The 24,179-nt window shown below is 35.8% G+C and carries 15 protein-coding genes and 1 tRNA gene; 13 read left to right on the forward strand and 3 right to left on the reverse strand.

Features of this window, described 5'->3' with window-relative positions:
• Positions 1-7 precede the first annotated feature (7 nt).
• The 10 genes from fusA (at position 8) to ONI09_RS00120 (ending at position 15,031) form a co-directional block, all read left to right on the forward strand.
• The gene (fusA, locus tag ONI09_RS00075; protein WP_265014052.1) at positions 8-2,089 is read left to right on the forward strand and encodes an elongation factor G; all 2,082 of its coding nucleotides are present in this window, start codon (positions 8-10) and stop codon (positions 2,087-2,089) included.
• Positions 2,090-2,094: 5 nt separating this feature from the next.
• Complete coding sequence (gene tuf, locus ONI09_RS00080; protein WP_253303378.1) at positions 2,095-3,267, forward strand: elongation factor Tu; 1,173 nt, start codon at positions 2,095-2,097, stop codon at positions 3,265-3,267.
• Between the two features lie 13 nt (positions 3,268-3,280).
• A tRNA-Trp gene (locus tag ONI09_RS00085) sits at positions 3,281-3,353 on the forward strand.
• A gap of 19 nt (positions 3,354-3,372) precedes the next feature.
• Positions 3,373-3,573 carry a preprotein translocase subunit SecE gene (gene secE / locus ONI09_RS00090; protein WP_022626186.1) on the forward strand — a complete coding sequence of 67 codons (201 nt, stop codon included), beginning with the start codon at positions 3,373-3,375 and terminating at the stop codon, positions 3,571-3,573.
• Positions 3,563-4,399 (forward strand): transcription termination/antitermination protein NusG, encoded by an 837-nt coding sequence (gene nusG / locus ONI09_RS00095; protein WP_265014053.1) that lies wholly within the window; start codon positions 3,563-3,565, stop codon positions 4,397-4,399. Before secE ends, nusG begins: the two co-directional genes overlap by 11 nt.
• A gap of 2 nt (positions 4,400-4,401) precedes the next feature.
• Entirely contained in the window at positions 4,402-4,842 is a 441-nt protein-coding gene (locus tag ONI09_RS00100; protein ID WP_265014054.1) for a 50S ribosomal protein L11, read from the forward strand.
• A 4-nt stretch (positions 4,843-4,846) separates the two neighbouring features.
• A complete protein-coding gene (rplA, locus tag ONI09_RS00105) occupies positions 4,847-5,500 on the forward strand; it encodes a 50S ribosomal protein L1 (protein WP_077188473.1) in 654 nt (217 codons plus the stop codon).
• Between the two features lie 12 nt (positions 5,501-5,512).
• Positions 5,513-6,031, forward strand: coding sequence for a 50S ribosomal protein L10 (rplJ, locus tag ONI09_RS00110; RefSeq protein WP_006279539.1), 519 nt, complete (start codon positions 5,513-5,515; stop codon positions 6,029-6,031).
• Positions 6,032-6,057: 26 nt separating this feature from the next.
• On the forward strand, positions 6,058-6,459 hold the full coding sequence (rplL, locus tag ONI09_RS00115; protein WP_265014055.1) for a 50S ribosomal protein L7/L12: 402 nt from the start codon (positions 6,058-6,060) through the stop codon (positions 6,457-6,459).
• Positions 6,460-6,517: 58 nt separating this feature from the next.
• Positions 6,518-15,031, forward strand: a complete 8,514-nt coding sequence (locus tag ONI09_RS00120) for a DNA-directed RNA polymerase subunit beta/beta' (RefSeq protein ID WP_265014056.1) — start codon at positions 6,518-6,520, stop codon at positions 15,029-15,031.
• Between the two features lie 6 nt (positions 15,032-15,037).
• Here ONI09_RS00120 and dusB read toward each other — a convergent pair whose 3' ends face one another.
• Entirely contained in the window at positions 15,038-16,000 is a 963-nt protein-coding gene (gene dusB / locus ONI09_RS00125; protein ID WP_264339239.1) for a tRNA dihydrouridine synthase DusB, read from the reverse strand.
• A 25-nt stretch (positions 16,001-16,025) separates the two neighbouring features.
• Positions 16,026-17,102 (reverse strand): C48 family peptidase, encoded by a 1,077-nt coding sequence (locus ONI09_RS00130; RefSeq protein WP_265014057.1) that lies wholly within the window; start codon positions 17,100-17,102, stop codon positions 16,026-16,028.
• A gap of 143 nt (positions 17,103-17,245) precedes the next feature.
• Here ONI09_RS00130 and serS point away from each other — a divergent pair, with 143 nt between their 5' ends.
• The gene (gene serS / locus ONI09_RS00135; protein ID WP_264707677.1) at positions 17,246-18,523 is read left to right on the forward strand and encodes a serine--tRNA ligase; all 1,278 of its coding nucleotides are present in this window, start codon (positions 17,246-17,248) and stop codon (positions 18,521-18,523) included.
• Between the two features lie 34 nt (positions 18,524-18,557).
• A complete protein-coding gene (gene purD, locus ONI09_RS00140; protein ID WP_265014058.1) occupies positions 18,558-19,829 on the forward strand; it encodes a phosphoribosylamine--glycine ligase in 1,272 nt (423 codons plus the stop codon).
• 819 nt (positions 19,830-20,648) lie between these two features.
• Here the strand turns inward: purD and ONI09_RS00145 are convergent.
• Positions 20,649-22,742 (reverse strand): WD_0033/WD_0034 family tandem repeat-containing protein, encoded by a 2,094-nt coding sequence (locus ONI09_RS00145; protein ID WP_265014059.1) that lies wholly within the window; start codon positions 22,740-22,742, stop codon positions 20,649-20,651.
• Positions 22,743-23,155: 413 nt separating this feature from the next.
• On the opposite strand from ONI09_RS00145, the gene ONI09_RS00150 reads away from it, so the two are divergent.
• Complete coding sequence (locus ONI09_RS00150) at positions 23,156-24,022, forward strand: ankyrin repeat domain-containing protein (protein WP_213862744.1); 867 nt, start codon at positions 23,156-23,158, stop codon at positions 24,020-24,022.
• Positions 24,023-24,179: the final 157 nt, after the last annotated feature.

Genomic DNA, 24,179 nt, shown 5'->3' on the forward strand with positions numbered 1-24,179 from the left:
TTGTGATATGGAAATTGGAATATCTAAATACAGAAATATAGGGATAATGGCTCACATAGATGCTGGTAAGACTACCACAACAGAGCGTATTTTATTTTATACTGGTAAGCAAAATAGAATTGGTGAAGTGCACGATGGTGCAGCTTCTATGGATTGGATGGAGCAGGAAAAAGAGCGTGGTATTACAATCACATCTGCTGCAACAACATGTTTTTGGAATGATCATAGGGTCAATATAATAGACACTCCTGGTCACGTTGATTTCACTATTGAAGTTGAGAGATCTTTAAGGGTTTTGGATGGTGCAGTTGCTGTATTTGATGGAGTTGCTGGAGTTGAACCTCAATCTGAGACAGTGTGGCGTCAAGCTGATAAATATAGCGTTCCTCGTATCTGCTTTGTTAATAAGATGGATAGAATAGGGGCAAATTTTTATCGATGTGTTGATATGATAAAGGCGAAGCTTGGTGCAGCACCTTTAGTTATTCATTTACCAATAGGGAGTGAGAAAGATTTCAAAGGTATAATTGACCTTATTTCTATGAAAGCCATTATATGGCAAGAAGAAACGTTGGGCGCTAAATTTTCTTATGAAGATATTCCTTCTGATTTGCTTGATAAGGCTCAAGAATATCGAAATCTTTTATTAGATGCTGCAGCTGAGATGGATGATGAAGCGATGAATACTTACTTTGAGTCTAATGATCTGCCAGTGGATTTACTGAAAAAATGCGTGAGAAATGGGACCATTAAAGGAAAATTTGTTCCTGTATTGTGTGGATCAGCTTTTAAAAATAAAGGCGTACAACCACTTTTAGATGGTGTGGTTGACTTTTTACCTTCTCCTATTGATGTTGATGTAATTGTTGGAATTGATCCTAAAGATTCAGAAAAGAAAATTGAGGTCAAACCTTCAGAAAAAGAGAAATTTGTTGCTCTTGCATTTAAAGTGATGACGGATAAATTTGTAGGCAGCTTGACGTTTATCCGTATTTATTCTGGTAAATTAAAGTCTAAATCTACCGCTTCAAATGCGTTAAAAAACGAAACTGAAGGGATTGGCAGAATGTTACTTATGCATGCAAATAACCGAGAAGATATAACTGAGGCTAGGGCTGGAGATATAGTTGCTTTAGTTGGGCTAAAGAAAACAACCACCGGAGATACTTTATGTTCTGTTGATTTTCCTATATTATTGGAGCGTATGGAATTTCCTGAGCCTGTTATTGAAATTGCTGTGGAACCTAAAACCACTTCAGATCAGGAAAAATTAGGTATTGCTCTAAATAGGTTGGTTGCAGAAGATCCTTCTTTGAGAATGTCAGTAAATGCGGAAAGTGGCCAGACTATATTGAAAGGCATGGGTGAGCTCCATCTTGAGATTATTGTTGATAGAATGAAGCGCGAATTTAACGTTGAGGCTAACGTCGGTGCTCCTCAGGTTGCATATCGTGAAACTATCACTAAATCTGTTGAAATTGATTACACTCATAAAAAACAATCTGGTGGAGCTGGTCAGTTTGCTAAGGTTAAAATAAAATTTGAACCTCTTGAGCCTGGTTCTGGGTTTCAATTTGAAAGTAAAATTGTAGGTGGTGCTATTCCAAAAGAGTATATTCCTGGGGTAGAAAATGGCTTGGAGTTGATAAAAGAAGGTGGTATAATTTCGGGATTTCCGTTGATTGATTTTAAGGCTACCCTTCTTGATGGTGCTTTTCATGAGGTTGATTCTAGTCCTTTAGCTTTTGAACTTGCTGCTAAAGGTGCTTTTAAAGAGATGGCAAATAAAGCTGGTCCAAAAATGCTGGAGCCTATAATGAAAGTTGAAATCATTACTCCTGAAGAATATATGGGTGATGTTATGGGTGATATAAATAGTAGAAGAGGAAATGTTGCTGATATGCTCGATTTAGGTAATAATAGTAAAATAATTACTGCTTCGGTACCTCTTGCAAATATGTTTGGTTATATCAACGTTTTGCGTTCTATGTCTCAGGGAAGGGCGCAGTATAGTATGCATTTTTCTTGTTATGAGCAAGTGCCACAATATGTGGTTGATGAGTTAAAGTTAGAGTATAATGAAGGGTAATAATTATGACAGCAGTAGTGGAAGCATTTGGAAAGCCGCATGTAAATGTGGGAACAATAGGACATGTGGATCATGGGAAGACGACGTTAACAGCGGCGATAACGAAGCATTATGGAAATTTTGTAGCGTACGATCAGATAGATAAAGCGCCAGAAGAAAGGAAGAGGGGGATAACGATAGCAACAGCGCATGTTGAGTATCAGACGGAAAAAAGGCATTATGCACACGTTGATTGTCCTGGACACGCTGACTATGTAAAGAACATGATAGTAGGTGCAGCACAGATGGATGCGGCGATATTGGTAGTGTCGGGGGTTGATGGGCCAATGCCACAAACGAGAGAGCATATATTGCTGGCGAAGCAGGTAGGTGTTGGATATATCGTGGTGTATATAAATAAAGCTGATGTTGCTGATGCTGATATGATAGATTTAGTAGAAATGGAAGTGAGGGAATTACTGAGTAAATACGGATTTCCAGGGGATGAAGTGCCTGTGGTGGTTGGTTCAGCACTCAAGGCGCTGGAGGATGACAGCAGCGAATATGGAAAGAAATCAATAGACAAATTGATGGAAAAGTTAGATGAATATGTAGCGGTTCCACCAAGGCCTGTGGATTTACCATTTTTATTGCCAATCGAAGATGTATTTTCGATATCGGGGCGAGGAACAGTGGTAACAGGAAGAATAGAGAAGGGAGAGATAAAGACGGGAGAAGAGATAGAGATAATAGGTCTGCAAGCGACGCAAAAGACGATATGCACAGGTGTTGAGATGTTTAAGAAGTTGCTGGATAAGGGAAGTGCAGGACTCAATGTAGGAATATTGTTAAGAGGAACAAAAAGAGAAGAAGTGGAGAGAGGGCAAGTATTAGCGAAACCGGGGACGATAACACCGCATAGAAAGTTTAAGGCGGAGGTTTATATATTAAAGAAAGAGGAAGGAGGAAGGCATACACCATTTTTTGCGAATTACCAGCCACAGTTTTATTTAAGGACAACGGATGTAACTGGGAGCATAAAATTGCTAGATGGGAAGGAGATGGTAATGCCAGGAGATAATGTGAGTGTAGAAGTAGAATTGCAAGTACCGATAGCAATGGATAAGGGATTGCGTTTTGCGATAAGAGAAGGCGGTAGAACTGTTGGTTCTGGTGTTGTTTCTGAAATTTTGGAGTGAGAGTTTGAGTTATAGGAGTGTAGCTCAATTGGTAGAGCGCTGGTCTCCAAAACCAGAGGTTGTAGGTTCAATTCCTATCGCTCCTGCATTAATGTTGTGGTGGAAATGTTAAAAAGTTTGTGTGGTTTTTTCTGTGATATAAAGCAAGAAATACGAAGAATTGCTTGGGTAAAGAAACAGGAGGTGTTGTCATCTCTATTTGTTGTAATGATTGTTATATTATGCTTTTCGATTTTCTTCTGTTTTGTGGATTTTATGTCTCTTTACGTAATTAAGGCTTTATTTGGAATTATTTATGGAATGTGAATATAAATGGTATATCATTAAAGTTGATTATGGATATGAGCAAGGTATACGCGAATTGGTAAGTAATGCTGTTTATTTTAAGGAAGTGTTTATTCCTTATCAAACGGTATGTAATTCAAAGTCTGATATAAAAGAATTATGTGAAGTGTATGTATATATGCATCTGTGTGATGAAAGCAAAAATATTTTGAATCAAACGCCTGGATTCTGCAGTGGCGAATCTGGTAATTTTGAGATGATTTTAGATGACGAGATAAGTTTAAAGTGTAAAGAATTTAATAGGTATAAATGGTATATCTTGAGAGTTGCTTCTAATTGTGAAGAGAAAGTGCGCCAACATATATTGGAAAATTCTATGAGATTGGGTGTTAATGATTACTTTAAGGAAGTTTTTATTCCATATGAAGAGCTAAGTGAAGTAGAGTTGAAATCTAAGAAAATTGCTACACGAAGGAAATGCTTTCCTGGTTATGTCTTTTTATACGTGAATTTATGCGATGAAGTATTGAATTTTATCAATAATATACCAAAATCTCTTAAGGTTTATGGATTTTTGAAAAACGGTAATATTCCAAAGGTGATTTTGGATGATGAGATTCACTCAATGTGTAATGCACTTTATAATGCTCAAGAGACAAAGAAGTTAGGTTATGGTTATGAAAAAGGTGAAAAAGTGAAAATTAATGATGGTCTTTTTCAAAATTTTACTGGTAAGGTAAATATGGTAGACGATGAGAAAAAAATTATTAATGTGGAAGTATCGATTTTAGGTAAGCCGACAATAATAGAGCTTGATCTGGCTCAAGTAGAGAAAATAGAGGATTAATTATGAGTGTTATAGTTGCTAAGATTAACTTACTTATGGAAGCTGGGAAAGCAGTCCCAGGACCGAAAATTGCTTCAGTACTTGGCCCACGTGGTATACCTGTTCCTAAGTTTTGTGAAGCTTTTAATAAAGTTACTAGTGCTGCTAACGCTAATTGTAAAGTAGGCGATTTAGTAACAGTGCGAATTTCCATAAAGGATGATCGCTCTCATGATTTTACTGTCAGCGCTCCGCCTGTGGCTTATTTACTTAAGCAGGAGGCTAAATTAAGTAAAAGTTCTGGTAATCCTGGTAAAGAATTGGTGGCTAAATTACCTATGTCTGCTATAATTAAAGTAGCAAAGTGCAAGATGGTTGATATGAAAGTGGATAATGAAGATTCAGCAGTGAAAATGGTTGTAGGCACTGCAAAATCTATGGGTATAGAAGTTGTGGAAGGTTAGGTAAATGAATACATATAATGATAATCCTAAGCAGTGTTTGAGGAAGATTGTTGAGTCTGCTTCAGCAAAATTTAATGAATCAGTTGATATTGCGGTCAATTTAGGCGTAGATTCACGTAAATCTGAAGAGCAGGTGCGTGGTACAGTAGTTTTGCCTAAAGGTATCGGGAAGAATATTAAAGTAGCTGTTTTCGCTCAAGATAAACATTTATTAGAAGCTGAAAAAGCTGGTGCTGATATTGCAGGAGGAGAGGATTTAGTTGAAGAAATAAAAAAAGGTAGAAAGTTAGATGTTGATTGGTGCATTACTACTCCTGATTTTATGGCAAAAATCACTCCTATTGCAAAAGTATTGGGTGCTAAAGGGCTGATGCCTAACCCTAAATTTGGTACTGTGACTTCTAACATTGCAGAAGCTATTAAAACCATTAAGTCTGGTCAGGTAAAATTTAGAACAGATAAAAATGGTGTTATTCATGGTAAATTAGGAAATATTAAATTTGATATTGATGACTTGCTAGAAAATTTAAAAGCCTTTCTTAAAGTAATTAAAGATAATAAACCTATTTCTGCGAAAGGAATTTACTTTAAGGGTGTTTTTTTAAATTCAACTATGGGTAAAGCTTATAAGATAGGCAAAGTGGAAGATATAATTTAAGGGAGTGATACCGTGAAGCGTAAAGATAAGGATGAATTTATACAGAGCACAATAAACGTATTTGTAAATAATGATTTCTTGATATTAGTAAATTTTAAATCTATAAATGCTAATGATTCATTAACTCTGAGGAATAGTCTGAAGTCTATAGCAGGTGGGGTATTAGTAGTTAAAAACACTCTAGCGCGCTTGGCTTTGGAAAGGACTGGTAAATTCTCTTATTTATCAGGCAAATTTTCCGGTCCTGTTGCTATTATATACTCTAGTGGCATAGTAGAAGCTGCAAAATTAATAGTTGATTTTACTAATGCTAACAAAGAAAAAATGTCTGTGATTTGCGCAGCTCATTTAAATGAATTGTTAACAGTGGAAGATGTTAATAAACTGGCTAAGTTGCCTTCTCTGGATGAATTGCGTGTTAAAATTATGCGTTTAATATCTTATGATATTCCTGCTCGGTTAGCGTTGTCTATTAATTCATCTTCTATGAGGCTTATGAGAGTTTTGGATTATTATAGTTCTAAAAAATAAATTTGTTGTTAAGTAAGGTGGTAATTATGAGTAATGTAACAAGTGATTTGGTTGATAAAATATTATCTTTAAACCTATTAGAGACTTCTGAACTTGTAAAAGTTTTAGAAGAGAAAATAGGGTTGCCTGCTGGTTCTTTTCTTGGTGGAGCTGTTGGTGCTGGGGCGCCTATTGGTGATAATGCTGCTGCTCCTGCTGCTCAAGAAAAAGCTGAGTATAAAGTTGTGATTAAAGAAATTGATGCGAGTAAAAAAATAGGAGTTATTAAAGCTGTGAGAGAGGTTAATTCTACATTGGGTTTAAAAGAAGCAAAAGAGTTGGTTGAATCTTTACCTAAAGATTTGACTGCTAATGTTCCTAAAGACGAAGCAGAAAAAATCAAGCAAAAACTTATTGAAGCAGGAGCAACTAAAGTGGAGCTTGAATAATATTTAATGTATTAATTTTATATTGATATAGCTCTTTTAATTAGTTTGGGGTATTTTAATGGTTGATTCTTCTTATATGTACGCTTCTGGTGCTTTTGTTCCTAGAGTTTCTTATTCTAGGTCGATTGATTTAAAAGATTCTTTATTGGATTTGGTTAAGGTTCAAAAAGAATCATATGATTCTTTTACTCCTAAGAATAAGGGTAATGAAAGACTTGAAGTTATCTTTCATACAATCTTTCCAATAAATGATCCTTTGCGTAGGGCTACTATTGAGTTTATAAGTTGTAGGGTAGATGATCCTAAGTATGATGAATCTGAGTGTATAAAGCGTGGTGTAACTTTTTCTGCTCAGGTTATTGCTTCTATACGTCTTGTTGTTATGCAGGATGGTATTTCTCTTGATGAATATAAATCGATTAAAGAGAGTGGAGATCATTCTAAACTTGCAACCGTTGTAAAATCTATAGAAGAGCAGAAAGTCCACTTTTGTGGGTTGCCTATGATGACTGATAAGGGCACTTTCATCATTAATGGTGTGGAAAAAGTTATCGTCTCACAAATGCATAGGTCTCCTGGTGTATTTTTTGATAGCGATAAGGGAAAAACTTACAATTCTGGTAAATTGATCTATTCTGCTAGAATTATTCCTTATAGGGGTTCTTGGCTTGATATTGAATTTGATGTTAAAGACCATTTGTATTTTCGTGTTGATAGAAAAAGAAAATTGCCAATTTCAGTTTTATTAAAGGCGTTGGGTCTATCAAATAATGATATACTCGATAGATTTTATGAGAAAATAAAGTATGTAAAACATAAAGATGGTTGGAAAGTGCCTTTTGTTCCTGATAAATTTAAAGGGGTGAGGCTGCCTTTCGACTTAATGGATATTGAAGGTAATGTGCTGCTTAAAGCTAACGTTCGTATTACCTCAAGACTAGCTAAAAAGCTATATGATAATGAATTGAAAGAGTATCTGGTTCCTTTTAATTCTATATGTGGTTTATTCCTCGCAGAAGATTTAATGGATAGTGCTAGCTCTACGAAAATTTTATCTGCTGGTGAATCTATAAAGCTGGAAGACATAAAGAAGCTTGAGTTATTATCTGTAGATGAAATATCAGTGTTGAACATAGATAATTTGTTTGTTGGACCTTATATATTAAATACGCTTTTCTTAGATGAAAACATGTCTTATCAGGATGCACTATATGAAATATATAGAGTTTTGCGTCCTGGTGAAGTTCCTGTTTTAGAGATAGTAGAAGAGTTTTTCCGTAATCTTTTCTTCAGTCCGGAATATTATGATTTGTCTAACATTGGTAGGTTGAAGCTTAGCTCTTACCTTGGATTAAATTATGATGAGGATTTAACTGTTTTAACGCATGAAGATATTATTGAAATTGTGAAAAAAATAGTATTGTTACGTGACGGTCAAGGATCTGTAGATGATATTGATCATTTAGGAAACAGAAGAGTAAGATCAGTTGGAGAGTTTATAGAAAATCAATTTAGAACTGGGTTGTTGAAATTGGAACGCGCAATAGTTGATTCTATGTCCACTTCTAGTTTAGATAAAGTTTCTCCATCTGATTTTATTAATCCAAAAGTGTTAACTAATGTTTTAAGAGATTTCTTCAATTCTTCTCAATTATCTCAATTTATGGATCAGACTAATCCGTTATCTGAAATAACACATAAAAGAAGGTTATCCGCGTTAGGTCCTGGCGGTTTAACAAGAGAACGGGCAGGATTTGAGGTGCGTGATGTTCATCCAACTCATTATGGAAGAATTTGCCCTATTGAGACTCCTGAAGGGCAAAATATAGGGTTAATCAACAGCTTAGCTATATACGCGCGTATTAATAAATATGGTTTCATTGAAAGCCCTTATAGAAAAGTAGTCAATAGGGTTGTTACTGATCAAATTGAGTATCTTTCTGCTATAGACGAAGGCTCACATCATATAGCTGACACTAGCGTAAAGCTTGATGAAAATAATTGCTTTGTTGATGACATGCTATACTGTAGATATGCTGGTAGCTTCGTCATGGTAAGTAGCGACCAAGTTAGTTACATTGACGTATCTCCTAAGCAGGTAATATCAGTTGCAGCTTCCTTGATTCCATTTTTAGAAAATGATGATGCTAATAGAGCATTAATGGGCTCAAATATGCAACGTCAGGCCGTACCTTTATTGAAGCCTACCGCTCCTCTGGTTGCTACCGGTATGGAGTCTTTTGTAGCTTCTGGCTCTGGTGCTGTAGTTTTAGCAAAACGCGATGGCATAGTTGATAGTTCTGATAGTAACTCTATAGTTATACGTGCTTTTGATAAAGAAAGGGTTAACTACTTGGACGTAGATATTTATCATCTAAGGAAATTTCAGCGTTCTAACCATAATACTTGTATTAATCAAAGACCGCTAGTGTGCGTAGGTGATTATGTTAAAAAGGGTGATGTAATAGCTGATGGTCCTGCAATTAACAGTGGTGAGTTGGCGCTTGGTAAAAATTTGCTAGTCGCTTTTATGTCTTGGCAAGGTTATAATTTTGAAGACTCTATTATTATTTCTAGTGAAGTTGTTAAAAAAGATCTCTTTACTTCTATTCATATAGAAGAATTTGACTGTGTTGTACATGATACCCCTTTAGGATCAGAAAAAATAACTCGTGCTATACCTGGTGTTAATGAAGAAAATCTATATCACTTGGATGATAGTGGTATAGTGAAAATTGGTACAAGAGTTGGTCCAGGCTATATTCTGGTAGGTAAAGTTACACCTAAACCTTCTCTTTCATTGCCTCCTGAAACGAAGTTATTAATGACAATTTTTGGTGAAAAGTCATTCGATTGTGCGGATTCCTCTTTATATACATCTCCAGATGTTGAAGGGACAGTAATTGATGTACAAGTCTTTACACGCAGGGGGGTTGAAGAAAATGAAAGGGCATTACTCATCAAACAAAAAGAGATAAATGACTTTGAGGAAGAGCGAGATTATATAATCAATGTTACTAGTGGATATTTCTATGATGAACTGAAGAAACTTCTTATTAATTCTGGTTCTCAAGATCGAGAAAAATTTGACTCTATTGAACGTGAGCAATGGTGGGGTATAGGATTAAAAAACCAATCCATTTCTGAGCAAGTTAAGAGCTTAAAAAAAGATTTTGATGAAAAAGTATCACATGCAATAGCACAGTTTAAGCGAAAAGTAGAAAAATTACATGAAGGTTATGACCTGCCTCAAGGTGTGTCGATGTCAGTAAAAGTTTTCATTGCCGTGAAACATAGTCTGCAACCAGGGGATAAAATGGCTGGTAGACATGGAAATAAAGGTGTGATTTCTCGAGTTGTGCCAGTGGAAGATATGCCTTATTTGGAAGATGGTACTCCTGTTGATATTATTCTTAACCCTCTTGGTGTTCCTTCACGAATGAATGTAGGGCAAATACTGGAAACGCATGTAGGTTGGGCTTGTAGAAAATTAGGGGGAAAGGTAAGTAATATTCTCGATGAGATCAATAAGATCAAAAGTGCTTTTTGCAAGGGAATTAGGTCCCTTAACGATGATAATTTTACACAATTTGCAGTAGCATACCTTGATAATAAAAAAATTGAAAATATTGATGATGATGAAATAACGGCTTCTGTTTTAAATACACCTAATAAGAATGCACTAAATGACGAGTTGAATGAGTTAGTAGAGAACTATTTGAACTCTTGTAAAAGTTCATACAGCAATTTACGTAACTTCCTGATTGAGGTTTATAGCTATGGCAGTAACGTATCTATCTGTAATGATATTCGTAATATTAGTGATAATAATCTCATTGAATTTGCACGCGAATTACGTGATGGCGTTCCTGTTGCTGCACCTGTATTTGAGGGTCCAAAAGATGAACAAATAGCAAAATTATTTGAACTTGCTGGTTTAGATAACTCTGGACAAGCTGTATTATATGACGGTTGCAGTGGTGAAAAATTCGACCGCAAGGTTACAGTTGGTTACATGTACATGCTTAAGTTGCACCACTTGGTTGATGGTAAAATTCATGCGCGTTCAGTAGGGCCTTATAGTTTGGTTACTCAACAACCTCTTGGAGGAAAATCTCATTTTGGTGGTCAGCGTTTTGGTGAAATGGAATGTTGGGCATTACAAGCCTATGGTGCTGCTTATACTTTGCAGGAAATGTTAACTGTGAAGTCTGATGATATTAATGGTAGAGTTAAGATTTATGAATCGATAATAAAAGGTGACAGTAATTTTGAATGTGGAATTCCTGAATCCTTTAATGTGATGATAAAAGAACTACGTTCTTTATGTTTAAATGTAGATTTAAAGCAAAATGATGTAGTGATTGAAGATATATCTCACACTAACATTGCACAACCTTTTAATGAGGTTAGCATATCGATTGCTAGCCCTGAAAGTATTAAGCGTATATCTTGTGGTGAGATAGAAGATGTTTCAACTGCAAATTATCGTACGTTCAAAGTTGAGAAAGGTGGATTATTTTGCCCTAAGGTTTTTGGCCCTGTCAATGACGATGAATGTTTATGTGGAAAATACAAAAAAAGAAGACACAGAGGTCGCATATGCGAAAAATGCGGAGTAGAAGTTACATCTTCTAAAGTAAGAAGAGAAAGGATGGGTCATATAGAGCTTGCATCTCCTGTTGCTCATATATGGTTTTTGAAATCGCTTCCTTCAAGAATTGGAGCATTATTGGATATGTCTCTCAGAGATATTGAGAATATTTTATATAGCGATAATTATATCGTAATAGATCCTCTTGTTTCGCCTTTTGAAAAAGGTGAGATTATTAGTGAAAAAGCTTATAATGAAGCTAAAGATAGCTATGGGATCGATAGTTTTGTAGCTATGCAAGGTGTTGAAGCTATAAGAGAGTTGCTAACGCGCCTTGATTTACATGAAGTTAGGAAGGATTTAAGACTAGAATTAGAATCTGTTGCTTCTGAGATAAGAAGAAAGAAAATTATAAAGAGATTGCGTATTGTTGAAAACTTCATTAAATCTGGAAATAGGCCTGAGTGGATGATACTTACAACTATACCTATTTTACCACCTGATTTGCGTCCTTTGGTATCGCTTGAGAGTGGTCGTCCTGCAGTTTCTGATCTGAATCATCATTATAGGACTATTATTAATAGAAATAATAGGTTGAGGAAATTGTTGAGCTTAAATCCTCCTGAGATTATGATTCGTAATGAAAAAAGGATGTTACAAGAAGCAGTTGATTCTCTTTTTGATAATAGTCGTCGTAATACTTTGGTAAATAAAGCTGGTGCTGTTGGATATAAAAAGTCCATTAGTGATATGTTAAAAGGAAAACAGGGTCGTTTTCGCCAGAACCTCTTAGGAAAAAGGGTAGACTACTCTGGACGTTCTGTAATAGTTGTTGGTCCAACTTTGAAACTAAATCAGTGTGGATTACCAAAAAGAATGGCTCTTGAGCTATTCAAACCTTTTGTTTACTCAAAGCTTAAGATGTATGGTATGGCTCCAACTATTAAGTTTGCTAGTAAGTTGATAAGAGCAGAAAAACCAGAAGTTTGGGATATGCTTGAAGAGGTAATAAAAGAGCATCCTGTTTTGTTGAATAGAGCGCCTACGCTACATAGACTTGGTATTCAGGCTTTTGAGCCAATCCTTATTGAAGGCAAAGCAATACAGCTTCATCCGCTTGTCTGTACGGCGTTTAATGCTGATTTTGATGGTGATCAAATGGCAGTGCATGTGCCAATTTCATTGGAAGCTCAGCTTGAAGCTAGGGTGTTGATGATGTCCACTAATAACGTTTTAAGTCCTTCTAATGGCAGACCGATTATAGTTCCTAGTAAAGATATAGTACTTGGTATATATTATCTGACTTTACAAGAACCTAAGGAAGATAATTTACCATCTTTTGGTGCTTTTTGTGAAGTTGAGCATTCCTTGAGTGATGGTACTTTACATATTCATTCTAGTATAAAGTATAGGATGGAGTATATTAATAGCAGCGGTGAAACTCACTATAAAACTGTTTGTACAACTCCTGGCCGTTTAATATTATGGCAAATTTTTCCTAAGCATGAGAATCTAGGCTTCGATCTAATAAATCAGATATTAACAGTCAAGGAAATAACTGGTATAGTTGATTTGGTATATCGTAACTGTGGTCAAAGTGCTACAGTGGCATTTTCTGATAAATTAATGGTACTTGGCTTTGAGTATGCCACATTTTCTGGTGTCTCTTTTGGTCGTTGTGATATGGTTATACCTGAAACTAAAGCTACACATGTTGATCACGCGAGGGGTGAAATTAAGAAATTCTCTATGCAATATCAAGATGGGCTAATAACTAGAAGTGAGAGGTATAACAAGGTTATAGATGAATGGTCTAAGTGTACGGATATGATAGCTAATGATATGTTAAAAGCAATATCTATATATGATGGAAATAGTAAGTACAACTCAGTGTATATGATGGTTAACTCTGGTGCAAGGGGTTCTACTTCACAGATGAAACAGCTAGCAGGAATGCGAGGGCTCATGACCAAACCTTCTGGTGAGATTATAGAAACACCTATAATTTCTAATTTCCGTGAAGGATTGAACGTATTTGAATACTTTAATTCTACTCACGGTGCGCGTAAAGGTTTAGCTGACACTGCACTTAAAACTGCAAACTCTGGATACTTAACTCGTCGTTTAGTTGATGTATCTCAAAATTGCATAGTTACAAAGCATGACTGTAAAACAAAAAATGGTCTTGTTGTGAGAGCTACAGTTGAAGGAAGTACTATAGTTGCATCTCTAGAGAGTGTTGTGCTGGGTAGAACAGCTGCAAATGATATATACAACCCAGTGACAAAAGAATTATTAGTAAAAGCAGGGGAATTAATTGATGAGGATAAAGTAAAGCAAATCAGCATTGCAGGTCTTGATGTTGTAAAAATTAGATCGCCTTTAACTTGTGAAATAAGTCCTGGTGTATGTTCTTTATGTTATGGAAGAGACCTTGCAACTGGTAAAATTGTTTCAGTAGGTGAAGCAGTTGGTGTTATAGCTGCTCAATCTGTTGGAGAGCCAGGTACTCAGTTAACGATGCGTACTTTTCATATAGGTGGAGTAATGACTAGAGGCGTTGAATCCTCGAATATTATAGCTTCTATTAATGCTAAAATAAAGTTAAACAATAGTAATATAATTATAGATAGAAACGGAAATAAAATTGTGATAAGCCGTTCCTGTGAAGTCGTGTTGATTGATAGCCTTGGTAGTGAGAAGTTGAAGCACAGTGTACCTTACGGCGCTAAGCTTTATGTAGATGAGAGTGGGTCAGTAAAAATTGGCGATAAAGTTGCGGAATGGGATCCTTATACATTGCCTATTATCACGGAGAAGACTGGTACAGTGTCTTATCAGGACTTAAAAGATGGAATTTCGATCACTGAAGTGATGGATGAATCTACAGGAATATCAAGCAAAGTAGTAAAAGACTGGAAATTGCATTCTGGTGGAGCTAATTTACGTCCTCGTATTGTGCTGCTTGACGATAATGGTAAAGTAATGACACTCGCAAGTGGCGTTGAAGCATGTTATTTTATACCAATCGGTGCAGTGCTCAATGTACAAGATGGCCAGAAGGTTCATGCAGGTGATGTTATTACAAGAACACCAAGAGAGTCAGTTAAAACTCGTGATATTACTGGTGGTTTACCGAGGGTTATAGAGTTATTTGAAGCACGTCGTCCTAAAGAGCATGCTATTGTTAGTGAGATAGATGGCTATGTAGCATTTTCTGAAAAAGACCGTAGAGGAAAACGCAGTATATTAATTAAACCTGTAGATGAACAAATTTCTCCAGTTGAATATTTGGTATCAAGAAGTAAGCATGTAATAGTCAATGAAGGTGATTTTGTACGTAAAGGTGATCTATTGATGGATGGTGACCCTGATCTCCATGATATTTTACGTGTGCTTGGGTTAGAAGCTTTAGCGCACTATATGATTTCTGAAATACAGCAAGTTTATAGATTGCAGGGTGTTCGTATAGACAATAAGCATTTAGAGGTGATCTTAAAACAAATGCTACAAAAAGTGGAAATTACTGATCCTGGTGATACTATGTACTTGGTTGGCGAAAGCATTGACAAGCTGGAAGTTGATAGGGAAAATGATGCTATGAGTAACTCTGGCAAACGGCCTACTCATTATCTTCCTATTCTGCAGGGGATTACTAGGGCAAGTCTTGAAACTAGCTCCTTTATTTCTGCTGCCTCTTTCCAAGAGACAACAAAAGTACTTACAGAAGCAGCATTCTGCGGGAAGAGTGATCCTTTAAGTGGATTAAAAGAAAATGTTATAGTAGGAAGATTAATTCCTGCTGGTACAGGTTTGATTATGAATAAGATCAGAGCACTTTCACTTTGTGATAATGTGGATAAATATGAAAAATATTTTGATATTGAAACTTATGACGAGGAATGGTTGATGGATAATGGTTGTCATTTACACTCTGGTGAGGAAGAGAGCGTAGTGGCATACGATCAGTCGAATTGAGTACAGCTAGTGTGTCTCTTGACCAAAAAAGCCAATAATATTTTCTTTCACTTCTGTGCTATCTGTCATGTTATTTACTCTCACACGAAATTCAGATGAGCCTTGAAGCCCGCTACTGTACCAACCTATGTGTTTGCGGGCCATCTTTATTCCTGTGTCATTTCCATAGTACTCAAGAATATTGTCGTAATGCTCGAGTATGATGCTTAATCTCTCTGAAGCTGTTGGCTCAGAAGTTTCACTTCCACTGAGAAAGTTCATTGCTTGATTAATCAGCCAAGGTTTACCGTAGGCACCACGACCTATCATCACTCCGTCTGCTCCAGATTCTTTGAGAGCATTCTGAATATCATTTAAATTTTTAATATCACCATTTACTATAACTGGAATTTTCACTTGCTCTTTAACATTTCTAACGAATTTCCAATCTGCTTGACCATTATAAAGCTGCGCTCTTGTTCTTCCATGCACAGTGATCATTTTTGCTCCTAAGTCTTCGGCAATTTTCGCAAGTCTCGGGGCATTGCGATTTTCATCGTTCCATCCAGTGCGCATTTTCACCGTAACTGGCATATTCACTGCTTTGACCACAGCTTCAATTATCTCAGCGGCTTTTTTCTCATCACGCATTAGCGCTGATCCTGCATAACCGTTTACAACTTTCTTAACAGGGCAACCAAAATTTATATCTATAATTTTAGCTCCCATATCCTCATTCAATTTTGCAGCTTCTGCCATAACATTCGGTTCGCATCCAGCAAGCTGAACAGCAGTTAATGCATCGACTTTTGCTTTTTGCAAACTCTGGCGAGTTTGCATAATCATAGCTCTGCTTGCAATCATCTCTGAAACTAACAAACTTGCACCAAGTTTCTTCACAATACTTCTAAACGGATAATCAGTCACTCCAGACATTGGAGCTAAAATAACTGGAGAATCAATTGTCAAATTTCCTATTTGGAGGGGCATAAGGTCAATGGTAATTTTTCATTGATTACATAATGCAACACAAACTTGCATTCTCCCTTGAAATAGAAGACTGAGATGTTTTCGTCCTTGGCGGACGCTTACGATTTCTTAGATCTTCCTTACATTTCTCATCTTCCATAAGCGCTCTTGTAAATTCTTCTCTTTTCTCATTCAAATCAAATTTATATTCTGATAACTTTTTGTCAATTTCGTCAAATGATTTGTCTTCGTTAAGCATTTGTGTAATTTTATGAGCATTTTCTAACGCAAATATTCCACAGTTATACCCGTCACCTTGCTGCTTAGTTGGGGAAATTCTTATGTCTAATACCCATTCCTCTTTTTGCAGTTCTCTTTTAACAATATTTAGCACATTATCTGGCAATTGATTACCAAATGAGTCACAGTAATAAGCTCTAAATTTTTTATCACCTGCATCAGGTTTAATAACCAAAGTTACCCAATGATTATTGTTAATATGAAGAACCGAAGTAAATATCAATTTAGAATTTTGTTTGAATTCACCTCTATAATTCTGAAGAAATTCTTTTGTGAGTTCGTCCCAACCATTAGAATAGCTAGGGGCAAGAAAATAGACATTATTATTACTATATTCACTTTGTGAGTACCCATATACAACTCTTGCAATATGTGTAATGTCATTATCATCTAACCAGTAACTATAGTTTTTTCTGTTTGTCTGATGCACAAGAGTGTCCAAATCTTCGTGAAACTCTTTACCACCCAAACCACTATCCAAAGAGCTTCTACGACTACTGTTCCTTGAATTGGGTTCACTTCCTGGTACAATACCACTATCTCCATCTTGAGTTTTTTGCTCACCTTGACTTGCTCTTTTTCCATTAATATAGTTCTTCGCTAATTTGTATGCTGTTGTAAGAACTACTCCCATTATAATCCAAATCACAGGATGAGAAATTAGCATAGCAAGTGGAAAGGTCAATAGAGGGGATCCTATTACCGCCCCTAAACAGCCAGCAGCGAATGTGGCTGCTAGGCATACACAAGTAGCGTAGATAACGAATTCCTCACCAGCAAAGTCAGTGCTCTCTTTCTGATTATTTTTTGTAATACCCAACATACTACACCCTATGAACGCTAAGTTAATTAAATTTTAACAAATTCTAACAAAAAAATCAACCATAATAATTTTAGTAGTATGAGAATATATTGAATATTAAGAGCTTTTGGAGTACAGTAACCATGTTAGTAATAGCACAATATATGCACGATATAGAATATATACGCAAAAACCCTGAAGGATTTGAAAAGGCAATGAAAAGCAGGGGAATTAGAGAATCTACTGCGGAAGAGATATTAGAAATCGATCACGAGAAAAGATCATTAACCACTAAACTGCAGGATTTGAATAGGCAGCGCAATGAAATCACAGAGGAAATAAAAAAGCTTAAAATGAGCAAGAGCCCCTGTGAAGAGCAAATAGAGTTGTCAAAAAGCATCACAAATGAGATAGAGGCAATCAGCTTAAAAGAACAAGCAGAAAAGGATAAGTTAGTGAATGTTTTATCTAACTTGCCGAATATTCCTGCGCAAGATGTGCCAATAGGCGCAGATGAGAACTCTAATTTAGAGGTGAGAAGATATGGAGGAAAAAGACAGTTTGATTTTGTACCAGAATCTCATTATGAACTCGGAGAAAAATTAGGTTTAATAGACTTCGAACAAGCGGCGAGAATTTCCGGATCAAGATTTACGATATTAAAAGGACAGTTAGCTAAGCTTGGACGAGCGCTAATAAATTTTATGCTTGAAATGCATGTTAATGAATTTGGCTATACTGAGGTGTACCACCCGACTTTGGTGAAAAACGAGGCTATGTATAATGTTGGTCAGCTACCGAAATTTTCTGACGATTCGTATTTAACTACCGACGAATTGAGGTTGATTCCCACAAGTGAAGTGTTTTTAACAAATTTAGTTGCTGACAAAATAATGGAAGAAAAAGAACTGCCTATTCGCTTTACTGCATATTCGGAGTGCTTTCGTAAAGAAGCAGGTAGCGCAGGGCGAGACACGAGAGGCATGATAAGGCAACACCAATTTGGTAAAGTGGAATTGGTGAGTATCACAACTGAAGACCAATCAAATGATGAACTTGAGCGCATGACGAGTATTGTTGAAGAGATATTAAAAAAACTAGAATTACCGTATAGAGTAATGCTACTCTGTAGTGGCGATATGGGTTTTGCTGCACAAAGGACTTATGACATAGAGGTATGGTTACCTGAGCAAGATAAATATAGAGAAATATCAAGCTGCTCAAATTGTGGTGCATTTCAAGCAAGAAGGATGAACGCTAAATACTCTTCAGAAACTGATAAAAAGATGAAAAAATATATTCACACTTTAAACGGCTCAGCTTTAGCTATAGGAAGAACGATTATTGCCATAATGGAGAATTATCAAAATTCTGACGGGTCGATTGCAATACCAAACGTGTTGCAAAAATACATGAGTAATGATACTGTTATAAGCAAATAATAATTTTGACATATAGAAAAGCGAGGAAATAAAGATGAAGGTTCTGGTTATAGGTTCTGGTGGGCGTGAGCACGCTCTACTTTGGGCTCTAAAAAAATCTCCTATCTTGACTGAGTTATATGTAACTCCTGGTCGCCAAGCTATGAAAGATCTTGGGGCTCTTGTGGATGTAAATATTCAAAATTCAGTGGATGTTACACAATTTTGCAAGAGAGAAAATATAGAGTTGGTTGTTATTGGTCCAGAACAACCAATAATTGATGGGCTTGCTGATGATTTAGCTGCAGAGGGAATAAATGTTTTTGCTCCAAGTCAAGCAACTGCAAAACTTGAGGGATCGAAGTCTTTCACCAAGGGACTATGTAAACGATATGGTATACCAACTGCCAAGTACGAGTGTTTTGTTGATGAAGGGTTAGCTAAAGATTTTGTACGTAGCAATAAAATAAAGTTTCCACTTGTAGTGAAAGCAAATGGAATTGCAGCAGGAAAAGGGGTGGTTATATGTAATACAGAAAGCGAAGCTTTTTCAGCAATAAATTCAATGCTAGTGGAGAAAAAATTTGGTGAATCAGGTGAAGAAATAATCATAGAAGAGTTTTTAGTTGGAGAAGAAGTAAGTTTTTTTGCTCTTATTGATGGGTTGAAAGTAGTAACTCTTGGGTGTGCAAAAGATTATAAGAGAGTTGATGAAAGTAATGAAAGCCAAAATACTGGAGGTATGGGCTCGTACTCATCACCTTCAATTATAAGTAAGGACATGGAGCAAAAAATTATCCAAAAAATAATATACCCTACAGCTCAAGCATTGGTTAACATGGGTACGTCTTATAAAGGAGTACTCTTTGCTGGTTTAATGATTTGCAAAGATAGCCCAAAACTTCTCGAGTATAACGTTAGATTCGGTGATCCAGAAACGCAATCTATATTACCTAGATTTGATTCAAATTGCGATTTGTTAAAATTGATGTTGTCAGTTGCAGAAGGAAAGTTAAATGTCAAAATGGTGGAACTTAACAACAAATCTACAGTTTGTGTAGTTGTTGCAAGTAAAGGCTATCCGGGTGATTATCAAAAGGGAGAAGTAATTAAAGGATTAGATAAGATTGAAAGCATTCCTGGTGTGTTGGTGTTTCATGCTGGTACTAAATTCGATGAAAGTGGTAACTTAGTTTCCGATGGCGGAAGAGTGCTAAATATAGTAGCAGAAGGGAGCACTATAGAGGAAGCCAAAAGTAAGGTGTACTCAGCATTAAATTTTTTAGAATGGCCAAGGTGCTTCTTCAGATACGATATCGGTAGTTAATGTTAGCTGTCGGTTAGCAGGTGGTTCACAGAAACGAAAAACTTGCTTGACACCCTCCGCCAGCCCCCTTATCATGAAACTGAAGCTATTTATTTATCTTCGCAATCTGTGCAGGTTAATGACAAAAAACTTAGGGTATTTGGCGTCTCATGTTTAATTTTTCGCACTACGTGCATCGCATGTCTTTAAAAATTTCTAGGTTTTTACCTATATAAGCCGAAACGCGCTTACAAAGCGTTTAAGACAGCAAAAAACGTCAAATTGACAAGGGAGAATTTGAATGCTAGCTACTACGGGGTTTCTTTGCCTTTTTTCCTGCTTAGTAAATTTCTTAAACACTTGCGGTGTAGGTTAGTTGCAAGTTAAAAGCAGCTAAATCGCTCTTAATCAAGCGTTTTAGAATAAAAAAAAAGCCGATATTTTAGTACATAGTAAATAGCCAACCACCACGGGGCTTCTTTTGCCTTTTTTTCGCTTGGTAAATTTTTTAATATTTATAGCTAAACGACAACCGTCATCCCGCTACGTGTTAGCGGGATCTAGAGATACCGCGGCGGTATAACGTAGGGAAACCTTTCTTGGGTTAGCCCTATAAAACTAATCAGCATCTTGTTTAGCACATATAAATTAAGTTTCATAAATATAGTGTTAAACCTTGAAAATATGTTATAGCTACTTCTTCCAATTTAGTGGTGGGTTTTAACAGTACACATGTCGCTTTACTATCTACCAACTCAATCACCATAGAAGCTACAGTCATTACTTTGCATCCACTTATATTCCGTACTTTAACATTTGTTCTACTTTCTATAGGAAGCTTTACCCCCCTACATCATTACGTACAGCAGTATGATTTATTTCATTTTTAGTTCCACTACTATGCTGCAACAAGATATCCCCATTAACTTTTATTTCAACATTTTTGTCACTACTACCATTGTTAAAATTTAATCCCTCATCTCTTCTACTTTGTCTTTTTTCTTTTAATTTTAATTCAGTTTCTCTTTTATCAAGGGTAGGAAATGGGATGTGAGTTTTTTCCTGACCATCTTGATTTATAGCTCTTGTTGTATTAAAAGCTTCGTTGCTTTTACATGATATTGTATAAGTAAGTGGTGTGTAGATTTTTTCTTCACTATCTGGATATTTTATAGTTATTGTTGCATTAAGAATGTCTTTCAGAATATCATTTTCTCTAGCTATGTCTAAAATTTTTTGAATAACTTTGCGATCATGTAATGCGGCAAGTAACTTATCAGTTACTTTTTGATTATTTTTATGTTTTATGGTTATTGTTGTGTTAAGAATGTCTTTCAGAATAACGTTTTCTTTAGCTACTCTTAACATTTTCTCAACAGCCATACTATCTTTACGTAGTATAGCATAAGCAAGTGGTGTAACAGTTACTCTCCGACCATCTAGACATTTTATAGTTATTGTTGCGTTAAGAATATCTTTCAGAATACTGTTCTCCTTAGAGATTTTTAAAATTTCTTCAATAGCTATACTATTTTCACGCAGTATAGCATAAGCAAGTAGTGTGTAAGTTACTTCCCGGCTATCTGAATGTTTTATAGTTGTTGTTGCGTCAAGAATGTCTTTCAGAATAACGTTTTCTTTAGCTACTCTTAACATTTTCTCAACAGCTATACTATCTTTACGTAGTATAGCATAAGTAAGCGGTGCGCAAGTTTCTTCCTGACCATCTGGACATTTTATAGTTGTTGTTGCATCAAGAATATCTTTCAGAATACCGTTTTCTTTAGAGATTTTTAAAATTTCTTCAATAGTTTTGCTATTTTTACATGATATAGCGTAAGTAAGCGGTGTGTAAATTTCTTTCTGACCATCTAGATATTTTATAGTTGTTGTTGCGTCAAGAATGTCTTTCAGAATATCGTTTTCTTTAGAGACTTTTAAAATTTCTTCAATAGTTTTGCCATCCTCCCAGAACATAGCATGAGCAAGTGGTGTGTAAGTCACTTCCCGGCTATCTAAATGTTTTATAGTTATTGTTGTGTCAAGAATATCTCTCAGAATACCGTTTTCTTTAGCTACTCTTAACACTTTCTCAACAGCTATACTATCTCTACGTAGTATAACATAAGCAAGTGGTGTGTAAGTCACTTCCCGGTCTAGATATTTCATGGTTGTTGTTGTGTTAAGAATATCTTTCAGAATACTGTTCTCTTCAGCTGCTACTAGAATTTCTTTAATAGCTTTGCTATCCTTCCAGAACATAGCATAAGCAAGTGGCGCGTAAGTCACTTCCTTGTTATCTGGATATCTTATAGTTGCTGTTGTGTTAAGAATATCTTTCAGAATACCGTTCTCCTTAGAGACTTTTAAAATTTCTTCAATAGCTATACTATCTTCATATAGTATAGCATAAGCAAGTGGTGTAACAGTTGCTCTCCGACCATCTGGATATTTTATAGTTGTTGTTGCGTTAAGAATATCTTTCAGAATACCGTTTTCTTTAGAGACTTTTAAAGTTTCTTCAATAGTTTTGCTATTTTTACATAATATGGCATAAGTAAGTGGTGTGCAAGTTTCTTCCTGACCACCTGGATATTTTATAGTTGTTGTTGCGTCAAGAATGTCTTTCAGAATAACGTTTTCTTTAGCTACTCTTAACATTTTCTCAACAGCTATACTATCTTTACGTAGTATAGCATAAGCAAGTGATATAATAGTTGGTTCTTTACCCCGATGTTTGCTTACTTCCGTAGTAAGAATCCTTTGTTTTTCCTTTTTAGATATTTTTTCTAGTTCTTCAGCAATGCTACTTTTTTTGCCTTTTATTTTTGATGCTAATTTTAAAATACTTTTTTCATCTTTCTCTTTCAATTTCGAATCGTTTACCTGATGAGTCATTTTTTTTCTCAAGGTCTTTCTTATTAAACTAAGCATAACATTTTCTCTCTTCGTGGTTATAATATTTGCTTTTATGAATCAATTGTGTTGATAATGTATTAATTGCATAGTTCAGACATTGTTTTATAAAGCAAAATTTTAGTAGACCAACTTACAAGAACGTTTCTTGCTAATTCTGAATCCGAAAAAAGGACGCAGTAAAGTTATTTGTAAGGGAAGAATGAAACTTGTAGCTATAGCTAAACTGACTTACGATAATTTGAAAAACCGTCATCCCGCTGCTTGTTAGCGGGATCTAGAGATACCGCGGCGGTATGACGGTTTGCAGTGGTATGACGGTTCGTGGCGGGATGACGATAAGCTCGTCATCCCGCTACATTAATATTGTATTAATAAAAACTTAATAATAATCCTTAATAATATATGAACTAACATGTTCGCAATTTCGTATGACAGAGGAAACAAAAGATGGATATGCTTCCTTATACGTTGCAATTCAGGAAGGTAATATTGAAGCTGCAGAACTACTAATAAAGTGTGGCACAAACGTCAATGATCATTATGAACGCAATCGTACGCCACTGCATATTGCCATCGGACGCAAACAATTAGAAATAGCAAAATTGCTGATAAAAAATGGAGCAAACGTTAATGCAAAAACTCAAAATCATGGTAAAGATGATCTAACACCAATGCACTTTGCAGTTTTTGCAAATACGCCAGAATTTATAGAATTACTAGCTAGCCATGGTGCATTGATTAATGAAAGAGAAAGTACCGAAGGGTATACTCCTCTTCACTTTGCTGCTTTGTATGGGAATAAAAATATAATACAAGCCTTAATTGATAAGGGGCAAAATATCGAAGATGTGGACAATAATGGGCGAACAGCTCTGTTTTTAGCTGCTAGGCAGTGCACTGAAGCAGAAGATGATAGCAGAATAGAAATTATCAAGTATTTGATAGACAAGCTCAAAGCAGATGTAACAAAGAAAGACAATAATAACAATGCAGTACTCTTTCCTGCCGCTAATAATTGCCCTGGAAAAGTGGTAGAATTCATCATTGAGCAATGTATAAAAATCTTTGAGTTAGAGAATTTTATCAACCACAAAAATAATGATGGAATGGATGCTTTGGATATTGCGCTGAATAGTGGAAACGAGAAAGCTATTGAAGTATTAAGATCATATGGAGCAGATATCAAGAATAAGGCAGATGGTAGCACTCAAAAAATTACTGCAGAAAAACCAAGTAGTACCCTAGACAGAGCAGAAAGTGCAGAGGTAGCACCTCCAATTAAGCAAAGAGTATAAAGCTTTTTACAAAGCGATTATAAATTTCAGTAAGTTGCAGAGGCTCTACAATGGGAAGTGTAGTATGTTAGCAGATACAAATGACTAGATAAATTATATTTCATTAAAGTCATTTATCTTGAAACATAAGCAGGATTTTGTATAGTTGTTTCAATTT

This window comes from Wolbachia endosymbiont of Drosophila pseudotakahashii, assembly GCF_026015925.1.
GTDB lineage: Bacteria > Pseudomonadota > Alphaproteobacteria > Rickettsiales > Anaplasmataceae > Wolbachia > Wolbachia pipientis.